The 18,809-nt window shown below is 32.7% G+C and carries 16 protein-coding genes; 11 read left to right on the forward strand and 5 right to left on the reverse strand.

Going from position 1 to position 18,809, the window contains the following annotated elements; translation table 11 throughout:
- The first annotated feature begins 56 nt into the window (after nt 1–56).
- From BC961_RS05005 to BC961_RS05050, 10 genes are all read left to right on the forward strand, one after another.
- The gene (locus BC961_RS05005) at nt 57–1,037 is read left to right on the forward strand and encodes a glycoside hydrolase family 10 protein (RefSeq protein ID WP_121924763.1); all 981 of its coding nucleotides are present in this window, start codon (nt 57–59) and stop codon (nt 1,035–1,037) included.
- Between the two features lie 78 nt (nt 1,038–1,115).
- Nucleotides 1,116–1,880 (forward strand): T9SS type A sorting domain-containing protein, encoded by a 765-nt coding sequence (locus BC961_RS05010; RefSeq protein ID WP_121924764.1) that lies wholly within the window; start codon nt 1,116–1,118, stop codon nt 1,878–1,880.
- A 188-nt stretch (nt 1,881–2,068) separates the two neighbouring features.
- Complete coding sequence (locus BC961_RS05015; protein ID WP_121924765.1) at nt 2,069–2,512, forward strand: GNAT family N-acetyltransferase; 444 nt, start codon at nt 2,069–2,071, stop codon at nt 2,510–2,512.
- A gap of 10 nt (nt 2,513–2,522) precedes the next feature.
- Entirely contained in the window at nt 2,523–2,975 is a 453-nt protein-coding gene (locus tag BC961_RS05020) for a hypothetical protein (protein WP_121924766.1), read from the forward strand.
- Between the two features lie 109 nt (nt 2,976–3,084).
- Entirely contained in the window at nt 3,085–4,551 is a 1,467-nt protein-coding gene (locus BC961_RS05025; RefSeq protein WP_121924767.1) for a lipopolysaccharide biosynthesis protein, read from the forward strand.
- Between the two features lie 221 nt (nt 4,552–4,772).
- Nucleotides 4,773–5,207, forward strand: a complete 435-nt coding sequence (gene dut / locus BC961_RS05030; RefSeq protein WP_121924768.1) for a dUTP diphosphatase — start codon at nt 4,773–4,775, stop codon at nt 5,205–5,207.
- 216 nt (nt 5,208–5,423) lie between these two features.
- Entirely contained in the window at nt 5,424–6,434 is a 1,011-nt protein-coding gene (locus BC961_RS05035) for a sugar phosphate nucleotidyltransferase (protein ID WP_121924769.1), read from the forward strand.
- A 39-nt stretch (nt 6,435–6,473) separates the two neighbouring features.
- On the forward strand, nt 6,474–7,826 hold the full coding sequence (locus BC961_RS05040) for a tetratricopeptide repeat protein (protein WP_121924770.1): 1,353 nt from the start codon (nt 6,474–6,476) through the stop codon (nt 7,824–7,826).
- Nucleotides 7,823–8,638: a DUF4292 domain-containing protein gene (locus BC961_RS05045; RefSeq protein ID WP_245980815.1), complete on the forward strand. Its 816-nt coding sequence runs from the start codon at nt 7,823–7,825 to the stop codon at nt 8,636–8,638. Before BC961_RS05040 ends, BC961_RS05045 begins: the two co-directional genes overlap by 4 nt.
- Before the next feature lie 59 nt (nt 8,639–8,697).
- Entirely contained in the window at nt 8,698–9,915 is a 1,218-nt protein-coding gene (locus BC961_RS05050) for a murein hydrolase activator EnvC family protein (protein WP_245980817.1), read from the forward strand.
- A gap of 390 nt (nt 9,916–10,305) precedes the next feature.
- On the opposite strand, the gene BC961_RS05055 is transcribed toward BC961_RS05050, so the two are convergent.
- The 3 genes from BC961_RS05055 to BC961_RS05065 form a co-directional block, all read right to left on the reverse strand.
- Nucleotides 10,306–12,549 carry an inorganic phosphate transporter gene (locus tag BC961_RS05055; RefSeq protein WP_121924772.1) on the reverse strand — a complete coding sequence of 748 codons (2,244 nt, stop codon included), beginning with the start codon at nt 12,547–12,549 and terminating at the stop codon, nt 10,306–10,308.
- Between the two features lie 213 nt (nt 12,550–12,762).
- A complete protein-coding gene (locus tag BC961_RS05060) occupies nt 12,763–13,614 on the reverse strand; it encodes a polysaccharide deacetylase family protein (RefSeq protein ID WP_121924773.1) in 852 nt (283 codons plus the stop codon).
- A gap of 15 nt (nt 13,615–13,629) precedes the next feature.
- Nucleotides 13,630–14,658, reverse strand: a complete 1,029-nt coding sequence (locus BC961_RS05065; protein ID WP_121924774.1) for a hypothetical protein — start codon at nt 14,656–14,658, stop codon at nt 13,630–13,632.
- Between the two features lie 314 nt (nt 14,659–14,972).
- On the opposite strand from BC961_RS05065, the gene BC961_RS05070 reads away from it, so the two are divergent.
- Nucleotides 14,973–17,051 (forward strand): TonB-dependent receptor family protein, encoded by a 2,079-nt coding sequence (locus BC961_RS05070; RefSeq protein ID WP_245980819.1) that lies wholly within the window; start codon nt 14,973–14,975, stop codon nt 17,049–17,051.
- 12 nt (nt 17,052–17,063) lie between these two features.
- On the opposite strand, the gene BC961_RS05075 is transcribed toward BC961_RS05070, so the two are convergent.
- Both BC961_RS05075 and BC961_RS05080 read right to left on the reverse strand, forming a co-directional pair.
- Nucleotides 17,064–17,510, reverse strand: coding sequence for a c-type cytochrome (locus BC961_RS05075; protein WP_121924775.1), 447 nt, complete (start codon nt 17,508–17,510; stop codon nt 17,064–17,066).
- Between the two features lie 3 nt (nt 17,511–17,513).
- The gene (locus tag BC961_RS05080) at nt 17,514–18,644 is read right to left on the reverse strand and encodes a PQQ-dependent sugar dehydrogenase (RefSeq protein ID WP_121924776.1); all 1,131 of its coding nucleotides are present in this window, start codon (nt 18,642–18,644) and stop codon (nt 17,514–17,516) included.
- Between the last annotated feature and the right edge of the window lie 165 nt (nt 18,645–18,809).

The raw sequence follows: 18,809 nt of genomic DNA on the forward strand, positions 1-18,809 counted from the left end.
TAGCCTCTTAAATCCTTAGCAAATTGATTGAAAACTAACCAATTAACCATTTTATTATGAAGAACATTACTTTAAAGTATCTCAAGATCGCATTTTCAGGCGGTCTATTTTTATTCTTGTCTACAGCAGCAGCGCAATGCCCGCAAGACAATGAGTTTAGTAAAACCACACCGAAGAGAGATTTAAGAGGAGTCTTTCTTGCTTCTGTTTTTAATTTGAACTGGCCAACTAACAAGCTTGCAACACCTGCGGTGCAACAAGCAGAATTACTGACGATTTTAGATAACCTAAAATTTAATGGCTACAATACAGTTTTTCTTCAAGTTCGCCCTTCAGGTGACGCTCTTTATCAATCTGCTATAGAACCTTGGTCTATTTATTTAACAGGTACAGAAGGATTAGCGCCTAGTCCAATATGGGATCCGTTAGCATTCGCAATCACTGAAGCGCATAGCCGCGGACTTGATTTACATGCGTGGATTAATCCCTATCGATCAAAGAATGGTAGCTATACAAACGCTGCTAATCACCCATCAAATACTAATCCTTCATGGGTGTTAACTGCTGCAACGAACGCTAATTTAAAAATACTTAATCCGGGAATACCCGCAGTGCGTGATTATGTTGTATCCATTATTGAGGATATTGCGACTCGATACGATGTGGATGGAATTCATTTTGATGACTACTTTTATCCTAGTTCATTTATGGTGCCTGCGCCAAACAATCAAGATAGTCAATCCTTTATCGATTATAATCCTACTAATTTATCTCTACCAAACTGGAGAAGAGAGAACGGTAAACTTATGGTAGGTAAGGTATATGATGCAATTCAAGTAATCAATACTAATTTAAACAAGAATATAGTTTTTGGCGTAAGCCCCTCTGGAATTTGGAAGAGTGGAGTGCCAACAGGAATAAGTGGTGGTTCTCATTTCAATGATCTGTTTTACGATCCTCTTGCTTGGATGGATGCTGGAAAGGTAGATTATCTAGCACCTCAATTATATTGGAAAATCGGTGGTGATCAGGATTAGGTAAAACTATCACAATGGTGGAATGACCAAGTTAAAATTAGAAATAAGCAGGTGTATTTAAGTCAGGCGTACTATAAAATGGATGATAGTAATAATTATACTTCTGTAGAACTTCAGAACCAAATTATTCACAATAGATCAGCAACGATGGACGCTACATTTGGGCAGATCGCTTATAGTTATGTTGCTATAAAAGCGAATTCTAAATCTATAAATACTAATCTTCTCGCTGCGGAATACAAGTATAAATCTTTTGCTCCCCCAATTTTTGGTAAAGACGCTATTTGTCCAAATCCACCGGCTAATATTATAAAAACAGGTACAGTTTTGAGTTGGGACACGCCAGTTGCTGCCGCAGATGGCGATTTACCTGCAAAATATGTGATATATGCATTTGATAACGCTGCCGAAGCGGTCACTAATAAAGATGACGGCTCAAAAATTATTGAGATAACAGCTGCAAATCAGTTTGTATTAACACAAGATCAAATTGACAACAAATTTATTGTAATTACTTCCTTAGATAAAAACAATAATGAAGCAGGTACATACGATCCTAATCTAGGAATAGGAGGTACTCAACTAGCCGATAGTAAATCATTTATTGCTTATCCAAATCCATTCGTAACTGACTTTACTGTTCAATTAAATAGTTTAAACACTAATAATGTAATTATCACTATTTACGAATCAACGGGAAGACAAGTTTGGCATCAAGAAGCTAAATCGATTGTAGATTCCAAAATAAAAGTAGCTCCTACAAATTTGACTAGCGGCATTTATTATGTAAGGATTGATTTTGAAAATGGAACAAGTGAAAGTTTTAAAATTATAAAAAGATAAAATACTTTTCTTTTTAAATTGAAGAAGCCATCTCAGCATTTATGCTAAGATGGTTTCATTTTTTATTCTATTTAGAATTTCTATTACAATTATTTAAATATCCATTATTTTAGTAGATTATTGTTTTTGATAAAACTGGTATTACTATTGATTTGTTTATTTTTACCAAAGCAATTAACGAACAAAAAATGAGATTAGAAATAAGAGAACTGACCACTGTGGACGAGATGGTAGCGCAATTTGAAGTGATGCAACATCTATATAATAAGTTTACTCTGGAGAAATATAAATCCTATTTAAGCGAGATGATTCCGCATAATTACACTCAAGTAGCTGTCTTTGAAGGTGATATATGTGTTGGAATTTCAGGATTATGGTCTGGAACAAAACTTTGGTCCGGTAAGTACTTAGAAGTCGATAATTTTATTGTCCATCCAGATCACAGAATGAAAGGAATTGGTAAGATGATGACAGACTATATCGATAAGAAAGCCAAAGAAACAGATTGCACGATGATTGTACTTGATGCTTTTACAGGAAATTTCACAGCACATCGATTTTATTATAATCAAGGATATGTACCAAAGGGATTCCATTTTCTCAAGATTTTAAACGAAGACGGATTAAGTTAAATCATTTATTATGAAAACAGTTATTAGAATTATTTCGATCCTTATAATCGCATTGAGTGTTACTTTTTGCGCTAGTAAACAAGAATTCCAGTCGGAATTTCCACAAGAAATAATAGCCGCTTATTATCAAACAAATAAAGAAGATGGTAAAACTTATTTTTTTATAGATTTAAAAGAGCAGCTCAATAGCAAACTGCAATTAGAAGAAGTACATTTCAATGATAAGACGGCAGTCTTTGAATCGATTTCGAAAAATACATTTCGAGCACAGTTTAATAATAAAAGTAAAAACACCGATTTGATTTTAGATGGTAATGCTAGTAAAGAGTATGGAAATAAAGCTCCTTCAGTAAAAAAGTCAAAATTTGTTTTAAAATCAAATGAAGCAGTTGTACAATATTCGAAAAAAAACCAAAAATATTACTTCAAAATTATAAACGTAAATGAAAGACAAGTCCGATAGTTTTTTATTTTATTCCACAATTTAACAGTTCTAAAACAATTTGGTACTTCAGATGATTAAATGAAAGAATTGGTTATTTTTGTTCCTTTAATTTAATTAACATACCATTTTGGGATTATATAAAAATCTATTTAAACAAACCGCGATCTATGGATTAGCTACTGTGATTCCGCGGATGTTCAGTTTTTTATTGGTGCCATTATATACAAACGAACTTCCAAAAGAGGAGTACGGAAAAATCTCTATCATATTTGCTGGAATGATTTTTTTCAACGTCATACTTGCTTATGGAATGGAGACTGCTTTTTTTAGATTTTACAATAAAGAAAGCAATAAAAATGCCGTTGTAGAAACTACTTCAGTTTCTATTTTTTGGACCTCTTTTATATTTTTAATTTTGTCCTTGCTATCGCAAAATACCATAGCAAAATGGTCTGGAATTGATGTGCAGTTCATCACATACACGATCTGGATTTTGGTTTTAGACGCATTAGTAATTGTACCTTTCTCAAAGTTAAGAGTCAACCAGCAGCCCATACGATATGCAGTTGTGAAAATAGGAAACGTCGCAGTAAATCTATTTTTAAATCTATTCTTCTTAATCTGGCTTCCCGCTTTATCAAAGTCAAATCCAAATCATTTACTGAGCAATTTATACCTCGAAGATTTCCAAATAGGATATATTTTTGTGTCTAATATTGTAGCAAGTTTACTTACGTTCCTAGTCTTATCTCCTAATTATTTCAAGCTAAAATGGCAATTTGATTATAAGCTTTGGAAACAAATGATAAAATACGGAATGCCTATAATGATTGCCGGAATCGCATTTGCCATCAACGAGCAATTTGATAAAATTTTACTTGGCTATCTATTACCAGCTGACATTGCCGTTTCAGAGGTTGGCGTTTATTCCGCCTGTTATAAACTTGGATTGTTTATGGTTTTGTACCGTACTGCGTATACATTAGGAATTGAGCCATTCTTTTTTAGTCACGCTTCAAATGAAAATGCACCTCAAACCTACGCCACAATTACTAAATATTTTGTCATTTTTGGATCCTTTATTTTACTTTCAGTTATTGTTTTTGCTGATATTCTAAAAATAATAATGATTCAAGACGAGTCGTACTGGGAAGCTATGAAAGTTGTTCCGCTTATAATTTTAGCTAACTTTTTCTTAGGAATTTATACGAATCTCTCCGTTTGGTACAAACTCATCGACAAGACACATTATGGCGCTTATATTTCAATTGTTGGAGCCATCATAACATTAGCGCTCAACTATTTATTAATCCCAACCATGAGTTATTATGGTTCTGCAATTGCTACTATCGCTGCGTATGGAAGCATGATGGGAATTTCGTACTACTTTGGAAATAAATATTATCCTATTCCTTACGACATCAATAAAATTTCAATTTATATGCTAGTTTCCATTGGATTTTCTGTGATTTCATTTTATGGCTTTCGAGAAAATTATTTCGTGGGAATCCCGTTATTAATTTTATTTATGTACTTCATATATCACAACGAAAAAGATTTATTAACTAAAATTTTGAAAAGAAAACCAAGTTAAATATTTATTTCTAGGAGCTAATCGCGCTGTACGTTTCAAGCTTTTTCCTTAAATTATTTTTTTCTAAGTACAAAAAGGAGCTTCTTGCAGTCGCTCTTTTTGAACAAGAAAAAATATAATTTTATAAAAAAAGGCTTTCCACTTCCATCACGGCTAGAATCTATATCTGAGAGAACATATAACTTTTATAATTTCGCTTCAATATTGATAAAAAATATAAAATGACAATAGACATTATTAACAAATCGGCTCATGCATTGCCTAACTATGAAACTATAGCTTCAGCAGGAATGGATTTAAGAGCTAATATTACAGAATCAATAACCTTAAAGCCATTAGGAAGAGCAATTATAAAAACAGGTCTTTTTATAGCTTTACCTATAGGTTATGAAGCACAAGTACGTCCTAGAAGTGGACTTGCTGCAAAAAACGGAATTACGGTGCTCAATTCTCCAGGAACAATAGATGCGGATTACCGTGGCGAAATTGGAGTGATTTTAGTAAATTTATCAAATGATGATTTTGTAATTCAAAACGGAGAACGCATCGCACAAATGATAATAGCAAAACACGAACGCGCTAACTGGATTGAAGTACAAGAATTAACAGAAACTTCGAGAGGAGAAGGTGGTTTTGGTAGTACGGGAGTGAAGTAGTGATCAGTGTTTAGTATCTAGTATTCAGTCAAAGTATTATAAAAAAGAAAAGTATCAACTTAAGTATGAGATTGCATTGCTTTATGCTTCGCAAATCCTCGCAATTACATATAAATCTGCAGACATCAATTTAGTCTGTGGCTAAAAATAATAATAAAAACCTTCGTTAAATTTGCGAAAAACCTTCGTGAATTTTGCGTTTAATAAAAAAATAACATGAAAATAATCGTTCCTATGGCGGGTCGTGGATCACGCCTTCGTCCACATACTTTAACTATTCCTAAACCATTAATTCCTATTGCTGGAAAACCTATCGTTCACCGTTTAGTCGAAGATATTGCAGCTGTTTTACAACAAGATATTGAGGAAGTAGCTTTTATAATTCATGAAAGTTTTGGAAAAAAAGTTGAAGAAGAATTAATCGCTATCGCCACTAAATTAGGTGCTAAAGGAACTATTTATTATCAAAATGAAGCTTTAGGAACAGGTCACGCCATTATGTGTGCTAAAGATTCTTTGAGCGGACCAGCAGTTATCGCTTACGCAGATACGCTAATTAGAGCTGACTTTGATTTAGATAAAGATGCAGATAGTGTTATTTGGGTAAAACAAGTAGATCAGCCAGAAGCTTTTGGTGTAGTAAAGTTAAATGAAGCAAATGAGATCGTAGAATTAGTTGAAAAACCAACTGAGTTCGTTTCTGATCTTGCTGTGATAGGAATTTATTATTTCAAGGATATTGCTGTATTAAAGAATGAATTGCAATTAGTGCTTGACAATAATATTATTCACGGTGGTGAATACCAAATCAACGATGGTATCACGCAAATGATGGCCAAAGGAATGAAATTTGTCCCGGGAAAAGTAGCGGAATGGATGGATTGCGGTAATAAAAACGTAACTGTAGAAACTAATTCTAGAATGTTAGGATTCTTGCATAATGATGGTGAACATCTTGTTGATTATGATGTAAAAACAGAAAATTCAACGATTATTGCACCTTGTTACATTGGTAAAAATGTGATTTTAATTAATGCTACAGTTGGACCCAATGTTTCATTAGGTGATGGTTGCCATGTACAAAATAGTACGATTAAAAACAGTTTAGTTCAAACGCATTCTCATATAAAAAATGCTTCTTTAGATAATGCAATGATTGGAAATCATGCTGCTTTTGACGGTAATTTCACTGCAATAAGCATAGGAGATTATTCTGTTTTAGAATAAGGATATAAAACCTTTAACTGAAGAATTGGAAAAGTACGAATGAAAAAACGATCCTTTATATTAATTTTATTTTTGGTTTTGCAAAGCAACTCAGCTTTGCTGTGGGCACAAACAGAGCCAGAAGAAATAAAGTTAGACACGGATCAATTTCAGGAACTTTTTTATGAATCATTGCTTCAAAAAGGAATTGAGAATTACGATAAAGCAATTGCTGCGTTGGATAAAGCAAAAAAATTCAAACCCAATGATGCAATAGTACATTTCGAACTAGGAAAAAATTATTTATCATTAAAAGAGTATAAAAACGCTTATTCCTCATTTGAAACGGCTGCTAAAATTGATCCAAAGAATAAGTGGTTTTGGATTGGGATGTACGATGTGACTTATGAGACAAAAAATTATAATCAAGGAATTATTATAATTAATAAATTGATTGAATTTGATGTCAAGTATAAGGAGGATTTAACTTCACTTTACATGGCAACAAACCAATTTGAAAAAGCATTAGTGTTAATACAAGAACTAGAGGAAACAATTGGCAAAACAGATCGGAGAGAAATCTATAAAAACCAAATTCTGTCTCAAGGAAAATTTCAAAATATTGAAGTGACGAACTTGATTTCACAGATTGATAAATATCCTACTGAAGAGTCAAATTATCTCAATCTTTTATTCTTGTATTCTAAAAATAACGAAGAATCAAAAGCATTTGAAGTCGTTAAAAAATTAGAAAAAGCAATTCCGAATTCAGAGTGGGCACAAGTCAGTTTGTTTAAAAGTTATCTAGATGCTAATGACGGTCCTAAAGCAATCAATGCGATGAACATTGTTCTCTCTAGTTCGAAAATTGATTCTAAGATAAAACACCGAATCTTGAATGAGTTTTTAATTTTTTCAGATAAAAACCCTCAATATGCATCTGATTTAGAGAAAGCTGTTAGCTACTTTGACAATGATAAGTCAGTTAATGTAGCAAAAGAGTTAGGGAAGTTTTTTCATGCTAAGAAGAAATTTGAAAAGGCCATAAAATTTTATGAAAAGTCGCTAAATAATAGGTCGGATGAAGCGGTGGAAACTAATTTGCTTTTGCTTCAAGCATACACTGAGATGAAAGAATTTAGTGTGTTAGCAAAAAAATCAAAGGAAATGTTGGAGACTTTCCCAACACAACCGCAGTTTTACTATTATGCTGGATTGGCTAAAAATCAATTAAAGGAATTTAAAAAAGCCAAAGATCTATTGGAAATGGGCATGGATTATGTAGTAGAGAATAAGGAATTGGAAATAAATTTCAATATTCAATTAGGAGAAGCCTATAATGGGTTAGGAGATTTTAAGAAAAAAGATGAGTTCTTCTCTAAAGCCAATCAATTATTAAAAGAAAAAAAATGATTAAAAATAAAATAGTAAATGGAACAGTTAGAGCACTAGTCCTTTGTGTAGCAACTTCATTGACTTTTATGTCGTGTAAAACAAAAGCTATTGCAGTTTCAGCAAGTAATGAAACTGTAAAGGAGGCTAATTACATGTCAGCCAAAAAAATAATAGAAAAGCACTACGACAATAAAATTCAGTTTTCGACATTATATATTAAGTCTAATGCGCGTTATGCAGATGATAAGCAAACACAAAATGTAACTGCAGAAATTAAAATTAAAAAAGACGAGCAAATTTTAGTGAGTATTCGTTTTTTAGGAATAACGATGGCTAAAGCATTGATTACGCCTACAGCAGTAAATTATTACGAGAAGATAGGTGGCAAATATTTTGAAGGAGATTTTAGTAGTTTGAGCCAGTGGTTAGGAACTGATTTAGATTATGGAAAGATTCAAAATATGTTATTAGGAGAGGCTATCGATGATTTAACTAAAGGTAAATACTTAGAATCATTGCTGGAGCAAACATATAAGTTAGATGATGCTTCTAATAAAAACACGAAAAAGTCATTCTTTTTAGATGCTAATAGATTTTTAGTAGAGAAACAAGAAATAACTCAAACTGCAGAGGAGCGAATGATAAAAGTCGCTTACGCAGATAGTAAGGTTTATGACCAAGCAATTTTACCGTCAAAAATTTTAATCAATACAATACAGAAGAAAGGAAATACTGAAATTAATCTAGAATACAACTCAGTATCGTTTAATGAAGAACTTTCTTTTCCTTATAGTGTTCCAAAAGGGTACAAAAGAATTATAATTAAGTAAATTTGCAAAAATATTTTTTCAATATGCCAAAATTTCTCCTAAGCCTAATTTTTATTTGTATGACTTCATTATTATGGAGTCAGGATTCTCAGCAAGAAAAATTAGAACAACGCAAAGCTCAAATTCAAAAAGAAATTCGTGAAAATGAAAAATTATTGCAAAGCGTAAAGCAAAAAGAAAAATCAGCTGTTAATATAGTTGTCATTCAAAGCACGAAAATTAAGCTAAAGGAAAATCTGATAAACACGACAGAAAAGCAAACCAAATTGCTGAGTAATGATATGTATATTAACCAAGTTCAAATTAATAAACTTAAAAAGGAACTAGCGGAACTGAAAGAGGATTATTCAAAAATGATCGTTAAGTCATACAAGAGTAGATCTGAGCAAAGTAGAGCAATGTTTTTACTGTCTTCTGAAAGTTTTTTACAAGCGTACAAAAGAGCGCAGTATATGAAGCAGTATACTGGTTATAGAAAGATGCAAGGGGAGGAGATTAAAACAAAATCGAACAAACTAACTGACTTCAATGCAAAGTTAGATGTTCAAAAAACGGCAAAACAAAAATTAATTGCTGAGAATCAAAAAGAACGTATTTCATTAGAAAAAGAAAAACAAGAGCAGCAAAAATTGGTAAATGTTCTTAAGAAAGATAAAACTAAAAGCTCTCGAGAAATAGGTAAAAAGCAACAAGAATATCGCACTATCGATAGACAAATTAATAAATTAATTCGGGAAGCTATTGCTGCAGCCAATAGGAAAGCGGCTTTAGAAAAAGCAAAAGCTAATCCTAGTGCTCCGGTTTCAAAAGCGGCTGTGTCTTCTTCTAAAATCGAATTAACGCCAGAGGCAAAAATAATTGCAGATAATTTTAGATCTAACAAAGGGAGATTACCTTATCCAGTAGAAAAAGGATATGTTTCATTAGGATATGGAAACCAAACGCACCCATTGTTCAACACGATTACGGTACACAACAGTGGTGTAGAAATCACAACTGATAAGGGAGCAACTGCAAGAGCCGTCTTTGGCGGTGAAGTGACTAGCGTTATTATTCTATCACCGGTTAATAAAGCAGTAATGATTCAGCACGGAGATTACTTTACAGTATATCAAAACTTGAGTTCTGTGAATGTAAGTAAAGGAGATAAAGTAGGAATCAAACAAAGCATAGGGACTGTTAGAACTAATGGAGAGACAGGGAAAACGATCATTAAGTTTTTAATCCTTCAAAACACAAGTTATAACGATCCAGAAGGTTGGTTATCTAGAAGATAAATCCAGTCTTATTTAAAATGAAAAAGCACTATCGAATTCTGAGGAATTCAATAGTGCTTTTTTTTATTTAGTTTTTTTTAGTCTAAAAAGTTATCCTATAAAAGAACTCCCATTTCAATCACGTTATAAACGCTTCCGAAGTAAAAGTGACAGATAACAAACTCTAGAATGAAAGCTAAATTTAATGCATTATTGTCACTCAGGAACAATGTCAAACCTATAATTTTTAATGGCGATTTGATTCAATTTTCAAAAATTAGCCTAATCTAAAAAGAGCTCTATTTCTTTGACTATTGAAATCATTAAACATCATGCTGAATAATTAACCTAACGGTTTTGTAAAAGATAATGCGTACTTATTACAGCTCCTTTATCATTCGATACTTAATCTTATTTGTTCACCTTGTTGAACTCTTTGAACAACTCTAATAATCCCATTAGCGACTTCACTAGATCATTTGTTTCAAGTAATAAAGCAAAGTATAACTTACTATTCTTTGCGCTAGTTTCAGTTGTTCTAATTCTCTTAATTTGCTTTGTAATTAATTCAGAAACAGTATCAAGTAATATTTGTTTGTCATTTAAAATAAGATCAATTTTATAGAAATCTTCAGTTTTAAAACTATCTTCTAATAGTTGTAATAAATTTTGAAGTTGTCTATCAATTGTTTTTAAATCTCTAATTTGGTTAAACTTTAAATGCTTGTGGTTATTATTAACGTGTGAATAACTCGTAGATGTTATAAAATCAATAGACTGAACCATATCTTGCAAATAGCCTAAAATTAAAATATAGAATTTACTTGCATCTACTGAAGTATCATCAAGATTTTTGATTAGATAAAAAACATTACTTTTTAATTCGTCAATCTCTTTTTCGAGCTTCTTTTGGTCTTTTTTATTGTCTTTTAATTTTGCTAAATCTTGCAAACTTAAGTTGTCTATGACATTAGAATACAACGCACTAGTTTTACGGAATACTTTTGAAATTTGAGCAGAGCTCTCCGTTATCATTTCGTGTACAGTAGCAATATCTTCTTTACGAAGGCTTTTAATTTCCTCTTCAATTTTGATCTTTTGCTTGTGTTTTCTAGAACTTTTATATAGTATGATTCCAAGTAAAAGCAATAGTCCTACGAAAGCAAAAATTTCGCCCACTTTTAAAATATAAGCCATTACAAAAGCTAGTACAAAAGCAATTATTGCTGTGAAAAACCATCCACCAATCACTTTGAAAACACCTGCTATTCTGTAAACAGCACTTTCTCTATCCCAAGCTCTATCAGCAAACGAGGTTCCCATTGCAACCATGAACGTAACATAAGTTGTAGAAAGCGGTAATTTTAGAGAGGTTCCAATTGAAATTAAAATACTAGCAACCATTAAATTCACGGATGCTCTTACCATATCAAAGGCAGGTTCGTCTTCAGACTTTTTCTTTGATTTCTCAACATTAATAAATCGGCTGTCGATTTTGATTTGTAATTTTTTTGGTAAAAAAATATTAATCGCTTGACCTACATAAACTCCCATTCGAACGATAACTCTAGAAGCAGTATTAGGTGTAAATTTTTCGTCTCCATCACCTTGTCTCGATAAATTTACGCCAGTTTCAATAACACTTTTTGCCTTTTTCGAAGTCCATAAAGTAATTACCATTACAACACCAGCAAACATCAAGAAATAAAATGGAGCTACAATATCATCATTTGCTAAAGCACCCATCATAAAATCGTCACCAGAAACGCCACTTCCTTGAAAAATTTGATACGAATTAAAGGCAGCAATTGGAACTCCAATAAAGTTTACCAAATCATTTCCTGCGAATGCTAATGCTAATGCAAAAGTTCCAATAAGGATAATAACACGTAAAATATTGACTTTGAAAAAGCTTATTAATATCTGTGAAAGCACAAGGAAGAAAACAAAAAGAATTCCTAAAATTAAAAACTGATGTTTATCAATCCAATCAAATTGTGTTGCAGAAATAAATGAAACGCCTTTTAAACCTTTTATTAATATAAAGAACGAAATTGCTGAAATTGCTACTCCTCCGAAAATTGCACCAAAGTATTTTAATTTTTTCTCGTAATGGAAGGTGAAAATAAGTCTTGAAATGTATTGAATAAAACTACCTAGTGAGAAAGATAATATCACAGAGAGTAAAATACTGTAAACAATTGTGGATGCTTTTTTAGTATTGATATACATTCCTAAATGGTCTAAAGTCTCATCAGAAGTGTAAATTTTATATAAAGCTAAACATACTGCTGCTCCTAATAGTTCAAAAATAATAGAAACTGTAGTTGATGTTGGTAATCCTAAAGAGTTAAAAACATCAAGCAATAGAATGTCAGATATCATTACTGCTAAAAAGATAATCATAACATCGTTGAAACTAAACATGCTAGGAACAAAAATTCCACTTCTAGCAATCTCCATCATTCCGCTTGAAAACATTGCTCCAACGAGCACTCCAAGACTTGCTACAATCATGGTAGTTTTGAATGAAACAGCTTTTGAACCTACCGCAGAATTTAAGAAGTTTACTGCGTCATTACTGACTCCTACGACTAAATCTATAACGGCTAAAACGCCCAAAACTAGCAACATTATTACATAAATCTGCTCCATTTTAAATCAAAGTTTAATTTTGTACAAAAGTCCTTTAAGAATTCTGTTTGCATGTTAACTTAATGTTATTAAAAAGTTATGCGTAATTCAAGGCTTAATGTACAAATTCTTTTTTGATGATGCTTTAATCAATATATAATAATGTTAGCAAAGCAGTACTTACAATTTTTCTCTAAGAAATATTGTAATTTTGAAACAGTAGAACAAGTTTGTTTACTTAAACGATGATTCTATAGATTTTAGCATTCCTTCAGGTGATGAGGTTCCTGATATAATAATACGTCTAATAGTGTGAAGAGGATCAATAGAATCCCTTTTAGTCGATAAAATATATGCCATTTTATGTCCGCTCTTTTTTAACTCAGGAATTACTGCTGTATTCCACAATCCGAAAGGGTAAGCAAAGTCTGTTACTGGTTTTCCAATGATCTCTTCTAGTTTTGCCTTCGGTTTAACAAATTGTGTATTCCAATCTTCGCCAGCATATTTAGTAACCATGTGGTGATCCCAAGTATGTGACGCGATAACATGACCATCATCAGAAAGCGTTTTTATTTGTTCTTTACTCATGTAACCGGGACGATTTATAGCAACTGTCATTATAAAAAACACTCCCTTGAAACCGTGCTTTTTCATTTCAACTTCACCATTAGTAAATTGATCTATTCTAGTGTCGTCAAATGTGATCATTATAGGTTTTGCAGGAATAGGGCCATCGTAAACTAAATAATCATAAAGTTGCTCTGGTAAAATCGTCTGATAACCAGCCTCAGCCAGGGCTTTCATTTGCGCAGCGAAAGCAGCTGGTTTTACCGTATTGGTTTTCATAACAGCACTTGCAGTATTACTAAATTCTCTAATATTATGGTAACATAAAATAGGCACTTCTTTTTTGGAAAGAATTTTTGCGGCATCTGCCATTACTTTTTTAGCTTCTACTTTCTTAACAGTAACCGTATCGCCTTCAATTGCTGTTTCGGTCTCGATTTTTGTTTTACGAGTTTCTGATTGACATCCAACTAATAAGAAGAGCCCTAAAAAAACTACAATAATACTATTCTTCATAATGCAAATATTTAATTATTGATATTGAATGTACATCGGTTTTGGAGTAAATTTCACTAATTCCTCTGGAGTGTACATCGTCCAATCGTTCTTATTGTCATTTTTATAAAATAATTTAAAACCAGTGAAGTGTAATGGTTCCTTGTATATGTAGCGCAAATAAGTTGATTTCTTAAGTACTTTGCTACCAAAACCATCCATGTCCATTACCACTTGAACTTCAGGAACAATTTTTATGTCTTTATAGTTTTTTACCATTCCTTGCGTAAAGCGATGTACAACAAGTATTTTAGGAGTTAAGTTGTTTTTTCGAACGATGTCTGCAAGAATATCAATAGCATCATTAATATCTGCTGCTGTAAAATGTCCAATTTTAGTTCCTGGACGTTCACCACCTTTCATAGAAAATTCGGGATCAATTCCTAAGTGTACGTTAGGCATAGAAAGATAATCTACTAATTGGTTTACTTCTGCTTTCACACTGCTGTGTCCTACCTGAATATCAACAAAAACTAAGGCGTCAATTGGCTTAGCCCATTTAATAATGGTATCAATTTGTTTAAAAGGCATTCTCATGCGGTGCATATTATCTTTCCCTGGAGCACCTTGAGCGGTTACAGCAATATAATGTAGAGCAGGAATCGCTTTAACAGTGGGTTCTGCAGCTTGCCATTTAGCCACTTCACCTTGTAGTTTTTGAAGCATTTCTTTTCTAGGAATTTCGCCTAAAATGCCCATTCTTGTAGAATATAAATTACCGTAATAAGCAATAATTCTGTTATAAGGCAATATAGCGCCCGGTAAAGGATATGGTGCTTTTACTGGCCATCTTCCGGTTGTATCGCTGTTACTCATTGCTACCATTCTTTTATTGTAGTCGAGCGTATCTATCGTAAGTACTTTTTTCTCCTCAATTGAATCCTTTTTTACGGCCTCTGATTTAACTGTACTGTTTTCCGTATCTGCCGCTTTGCTGCGATTACAAGCGATGGTGCCTAACAGCAATAAAGGAAGTGCAATGAACGCAATTGTTGATTTTTTCATAGTAGTTAAATGTTCTATTAATTGGAAAAGGAATTACAGTTTTAAAGATACTTTTTATTCTGAATCACAGAGCAAAGATATGTTTTTTACAGCGCGACTAATCTAATAAAATTATGTCTCAAAGTACTATTTTTTATATAATTTAAGGATTAATAAAAGACATTATTATTTCAAAAATAGAAACCTTATTTCTGATGCGATATATAATCGTAGTAACTCATGATTTTAAAGTATTCAAAGCTATAGTTTACTTTTAAAATGAAAAGAAAAAGCTAACTTTATAGTTGTTATTTTCAATTTAAATATTCGAAAAATTGTTTAAAATTATTTTTGTCAATCTAGCCTTTTTTATCAGTATTATTTCTGTTTTTGGACAGGTAAAAAAAGATACCATAGCTCTTGAAGCAATCACTTTGAAAGGTTCACCTATTAAGCAACAACTTCAAAATGCAGCTTCTTCGATAGCCGTCATCACAACTGCCGATATCAATAAAAGCGACGGAACTGTGTTAACTCCCATTTTTAATAAAATTCCGGGCGTTACAATGCAACAAGGAGCTTTAAATACTAATAGGATTACGATTCGCGGAATCGGGGCGCGTTCTCAATATGGTACAAACAAGATAAAAGCATATTTTGATGGAATTCCACTCACTTCTGGCGAAGGTGAGACTACTATTGAAGATATCGATGTAGCATCTATCGAAAAAATAGAAATTACAAAGGGTCCAAATGCCACCAGTTTTGGTTCTGGATTAGGAGGAGTAATTCAGTTGTTTTCCAAAGAGACAGCTTTGGCAGAATCTTTTGGAAAGGCATCAACTACATTTGGAAGTTTTGGATTATTGCAACAACGGCTCTCTGCAGGGTTTAGTGATACCAAAACTAATTTGTATGCGAGTTACAATGATTTAGAGACAGATGGATTTAGAGCCAATAGCGAATACAAAAGGAAATCTTTTACTCTTCACGGCAAACAAAAAGTAAATGAAAACGGTAATCTATCATTTTTAGGAACTTTTACACGCTTGAAAGCTTTTATTCCAAGCTCTATTAATGAAACAGATTTAAATAATAATCCAGAGAAAGCTGCTATTACGTGGCAAGCCGCTCAAGGATTTGAATCCTATGATAAAGTAATGTTAGGACTGGGATATGATCATCGATTTTCAGATAAGTGGTCCTTCAAAGCTAGTGTTTTTTCTAATTATAAAGACGCTTATGAACCAAGACCATTTGATATTTTAGAGGATAATTCAAGTGAAATAGGATTTCGTTCGAATGTGAATTATGCAACGCAATTATTCTCTCTACCTTTCGAATTAAGCTTTGGAACAGAATTGCTCAAAGAGAATTATGAATTTTCTCTTTTCAAAAACTTGTATCAATCGCAGCCGGGGAAAGGAAGTACAAAAGGGGAGGAGTTTAGTGCAATTGAGCAAGACCGAAAGTACAGTAACTACTTTTTACAAATGGAAATTTGGCTCACAGAAAAACTTCATTTAGAAACAGGTTTAGCTTTTAACAAAACCAAATATTCTTTAAGAGACACTTTCGATAAAAAAATTGAAGTTAAAAATGCACCTTTTACTTTTGGAAATGTATGGTCACCAAGAGTTGGATTGTCATACAAAGTCAGTAATGGAAAAAATATATTTACCTCAATTAGTAAAGGATTTTCGGTTCCTGCAGTTTCAGAAACATTAACTCCCGAAGGTCAGATAAACACGGATTTGAAACCAGAAGTGGGCGTAAACTACGAAATAGGTTTCAAGGGAAATTGGCTTCAAAATAAATTATATACGGAATTGACTTTTTATAGTACCCAAATTACAAATCTGTTAGTAGCAAGACGCACCGCTGATGATCAATACGTGGGTATTAATGCAGGAAGTAGTTCGCATAACGGAATGGAATTTTCGCTATATTATAAATTTTTGAATGCTAAGTATTTCCAAATCACACCTTACGTTTCTGGAGCAGTGAATAATTTTAAATTCAAGGAATTTATAGATAATGATGTAGATTATTCAGGAAATCAATTAACGGGTGTGCCTGAAAATCAATTTAATTTTGGACTAGATGTTAGCACAAGTAATGGTTTTAGCTTAAACACTTCATTTTTAAACATGGATAAAATTCCATTGAACGATTCTAATAATAAATATAGTAAAGGGTATTCATTGCTTAACATCAAAACCACTTATGCATTTACAATTCTAAAGATTCTCAAAACGGAATTAAATGCTGGCGTTAATAATGTCTTAAATACTAAATATGCTGCTAATATTTTACCTAATGCTGTTAGTTTTGGCACTGCTTTGCCAAGATATTTTTACCCTGGAAATCCAGTAAATTATTACGGAGGATTTTCTATAAACTACCTATTTTAAATCGCTTTAAAATTATTTTTTTGTAATAGCTTCTACTTCTTTTAAGCTTATAACTTTGGTTTGTTTGTTCCCCCAAGAAGTCATTACATAATTCATTACATCAGCGACTTCTTCATTAGACAGCCCCATGGCAGGCATGTTTTTGTCATACTTTGTCTTATTAACAGTGATTGCTCCACTTAATCCAAATTTTACTGCTGCAATACTTTCATTTCTTTTGGTAGTTAGCCAGTCAGAGCCAGCTAGGGGAGGAATTCCAGCAACATCTCCTTTTCCATTAGCACCGTGACACTGAATGCAAAAATCAGCGTAAATCTCTTTTCCAGGGTTTTGAGGTGCTGAAATAACTGCTGTTTCTGAATTGAAAGCTATATAATTATCCTGCAAGCGAGCATTTTCTAGACTCAGATTTCCTAACAATAATATTCCAAATCCTAATAATAATTGTGTTGCAAGCATAATTTAATTTGGTATAATTTTTAAAATTCCTTTTCCTTCTACTCCTAAATAAATGAATCCGTCTGGACCTTGGGCAACGTTTCTAACACGGCCAACTCCAGCAGCTATTTTTTGTCTACCAATGACTTGATTTCCTTTTAGTTTTACTAATTCGAGATATTCAAATTTTAAGGAACCTACCAGTAAATGTCCGTTCCAGTCTGGATATTTATCGCTAGTTACAAATGCCATTCCACTTGGCGCGATAGAAGGGAGCCAGTAATAAATAGGTTTTTCAATTCCTGGTTTTTCATTTTCTTCACTAATCGTTGTTCCATCATAATCAATTCCGTAGGTAACTATTGGCCAGCCATAATTAGCTCCTTTTTTTATAATATTGATTTCGTCACCACCTTTTGGACCGTGCTCGTGTGCCCAAATTGCTCCTGTTACTGGATTTCTGGCCATTCCTTGTGGGTTTCTATTTCCATAAGTAAAAACAGCTTGCTTCGCTCCAGCTTGACCTACAAAAGGATTGTCTTTAGGGATTGTTCCGTCATCATTTAATCGGTATATCTTTCCACCATCGCGTTTAATATCTTGCGGATTTACAAAGTGGTCGCCTCTTTCTCCCACTGAAAAATATAAATATCCATCGTTGTCAAATACGATTCGGGATCCAAAATGTTGTCCCTTAGTAGTATTAGGTGTTGCTTTATAAAGAGATTCAACTTGAGTTAGACTTCCATCCAATAATTTTGCGCGAGTGAGTTTTGTATGTCCACCTGTGCCTTCACCTTCATCAGAAGCAAAAGTCATATAAATCCAGCCATTTTTATTATAATTGGGATGTAAAGTAATGTCTAATAATCCGCCTTGACCACGAGTATAAACTTTTGGGACGTTTTTAATCTCTGATTTTGTTCCGTTTTTAATATGATAAAGTGCACCACTTTTTTCAGTTACCAACATTGTCCCGTCTGGTAACCACACCATTCCCCAAGGAATTGAAATATCTGCTGACCCAGCTACGGTTTCTAATTTGTAGTTTTTTGAATCTTCTTTTAATGGGACGTCATTTTGTTTTACCTGTGCTTCACAACTTATAGAAAGTGCAGAAAAAAGAAAAAGGTAAGGGAATATAATTTTTTTCATAATGGTGCTTTTACTAAAATTTAGAAATAAAACAGTTTTAAAGATAGTAAAAGACAAATTAAAAAGAAGATTCTCTTGCAATTTTTAGTTCGAATTAACGAATTGGATTGAGTAAACAGTTTTTTAAAACTTTATGTGACAGAATTTAAAAAGTTGAGGTTAAAA

Origin of the sequence: Flavobacterium weaverense, assembly GCF_003688495.1 — a bacterium.
Lineage (GTDB): Bacteria > Bacteroidota > Bacteroidia > Flavobacteriales > Flavobacteriaceae > Flavobacterium > Flavobacterium weaverense.

Excerpts from the sequence above, each read along its gene's own strand:
- BC961_RS05005 (WP_121924763.1), top strand. The coding sequence starts at position 57 with ATGAAGAACATTACTTTAAAGTATCTCAAGATCGCATTTTCAGGCGGT.
- BC961_RS05010 (WP_121924764.1), top strand. The coding sequence starts at position 1,116 with ATGGATGATAGTAATAATTATACTTCTGTAGAACTTCAGAACCAAATT.
- BC961_RS05015 (WP_121924765.1), top strand. The coding sequence starts at position 2,069 with ATGAGATTAGAAATAAGAGAACTGACCACTGTGGACGAGATGGTAGCG.
- BC961_RS05020 (WP_121924766.1), top strand. The coding sequence starts at position 2,523 with ATGAAAACAGTTATTAGAATTATTTCGATCCTTATAATCGCATTGAGT.
- dut (WP_121924768.1), top strand. The coding sequence starts at position 4,773 with ATGACAATAGACATTATTAACAAATCGGCTCATGCATTGCCTAACTAT.
- BC961_RS05035 (WP_121924769.1), top strand. The coding sequence starts at position 5,424 with ATGAAAATAATCGTTCCTATGGCGGGTCGTGGATCACGCCTTCGTCCA.
- BC961_RS05040 (WP_121924770.1), top strand. The coding sequence starts at position 6,474 with ATGAAAAAACGATCCTTTATATTAATTTTATTTTTGGTTTTGCAAAGC.
- BC961_RS05045 (WP_245980815.1), top strand. The coding sequence starts at position 7,823 with ATGATTAAAAATAAAATAGTAAATGGAACAGTTAGAGCACTAGTCCTT.
- BC961_RS05050 (WP_245980817.1), top strand. The coding sequence starts at position 8,698 with ATGACTTCATTATTATGGAGTCAGGATTCTCAGCAAGAAAAATTAGAA.
- BC961_RS05055 (WP_121924772.1), bottom strand. The coding sequence starts at position 12,549 with ATGGAGCAGATTTATGTAATAATGTTGCTAGTTTTGGGCGTTTTAGCC.
- BC961_RS05060 (WP_121924773.1), bottom strand. The coding sequence starts at position 13,614 with ATGAAGAATAGTATTATTGTAGTTTTTTTAGGGCTCTTCTTATTAGTT.
- BC961_RS05065 (WP_121924774.1), bottom strand. The coding sequence starts at position 14,658 with ATGAAAAAATCAACAATTGCGTTCATTGCACTTCCTTTATTGCTGTTA.
- BC961_RS05075 (WP_121924775.1), bottom strand. The coding sequence starts at position 17,510 with ATGCTTGCAACACAATTATTATTAGGATTTGGAATATTATTGTTAGGA.
- BC961_RS05080 (WP_121924776.1), bottom strand. The coding sequence starts at position 18,644 with ATGAAAAAAATTATATTCCCTTACCTTTTTCTTTTTTCTGCACTTTCT.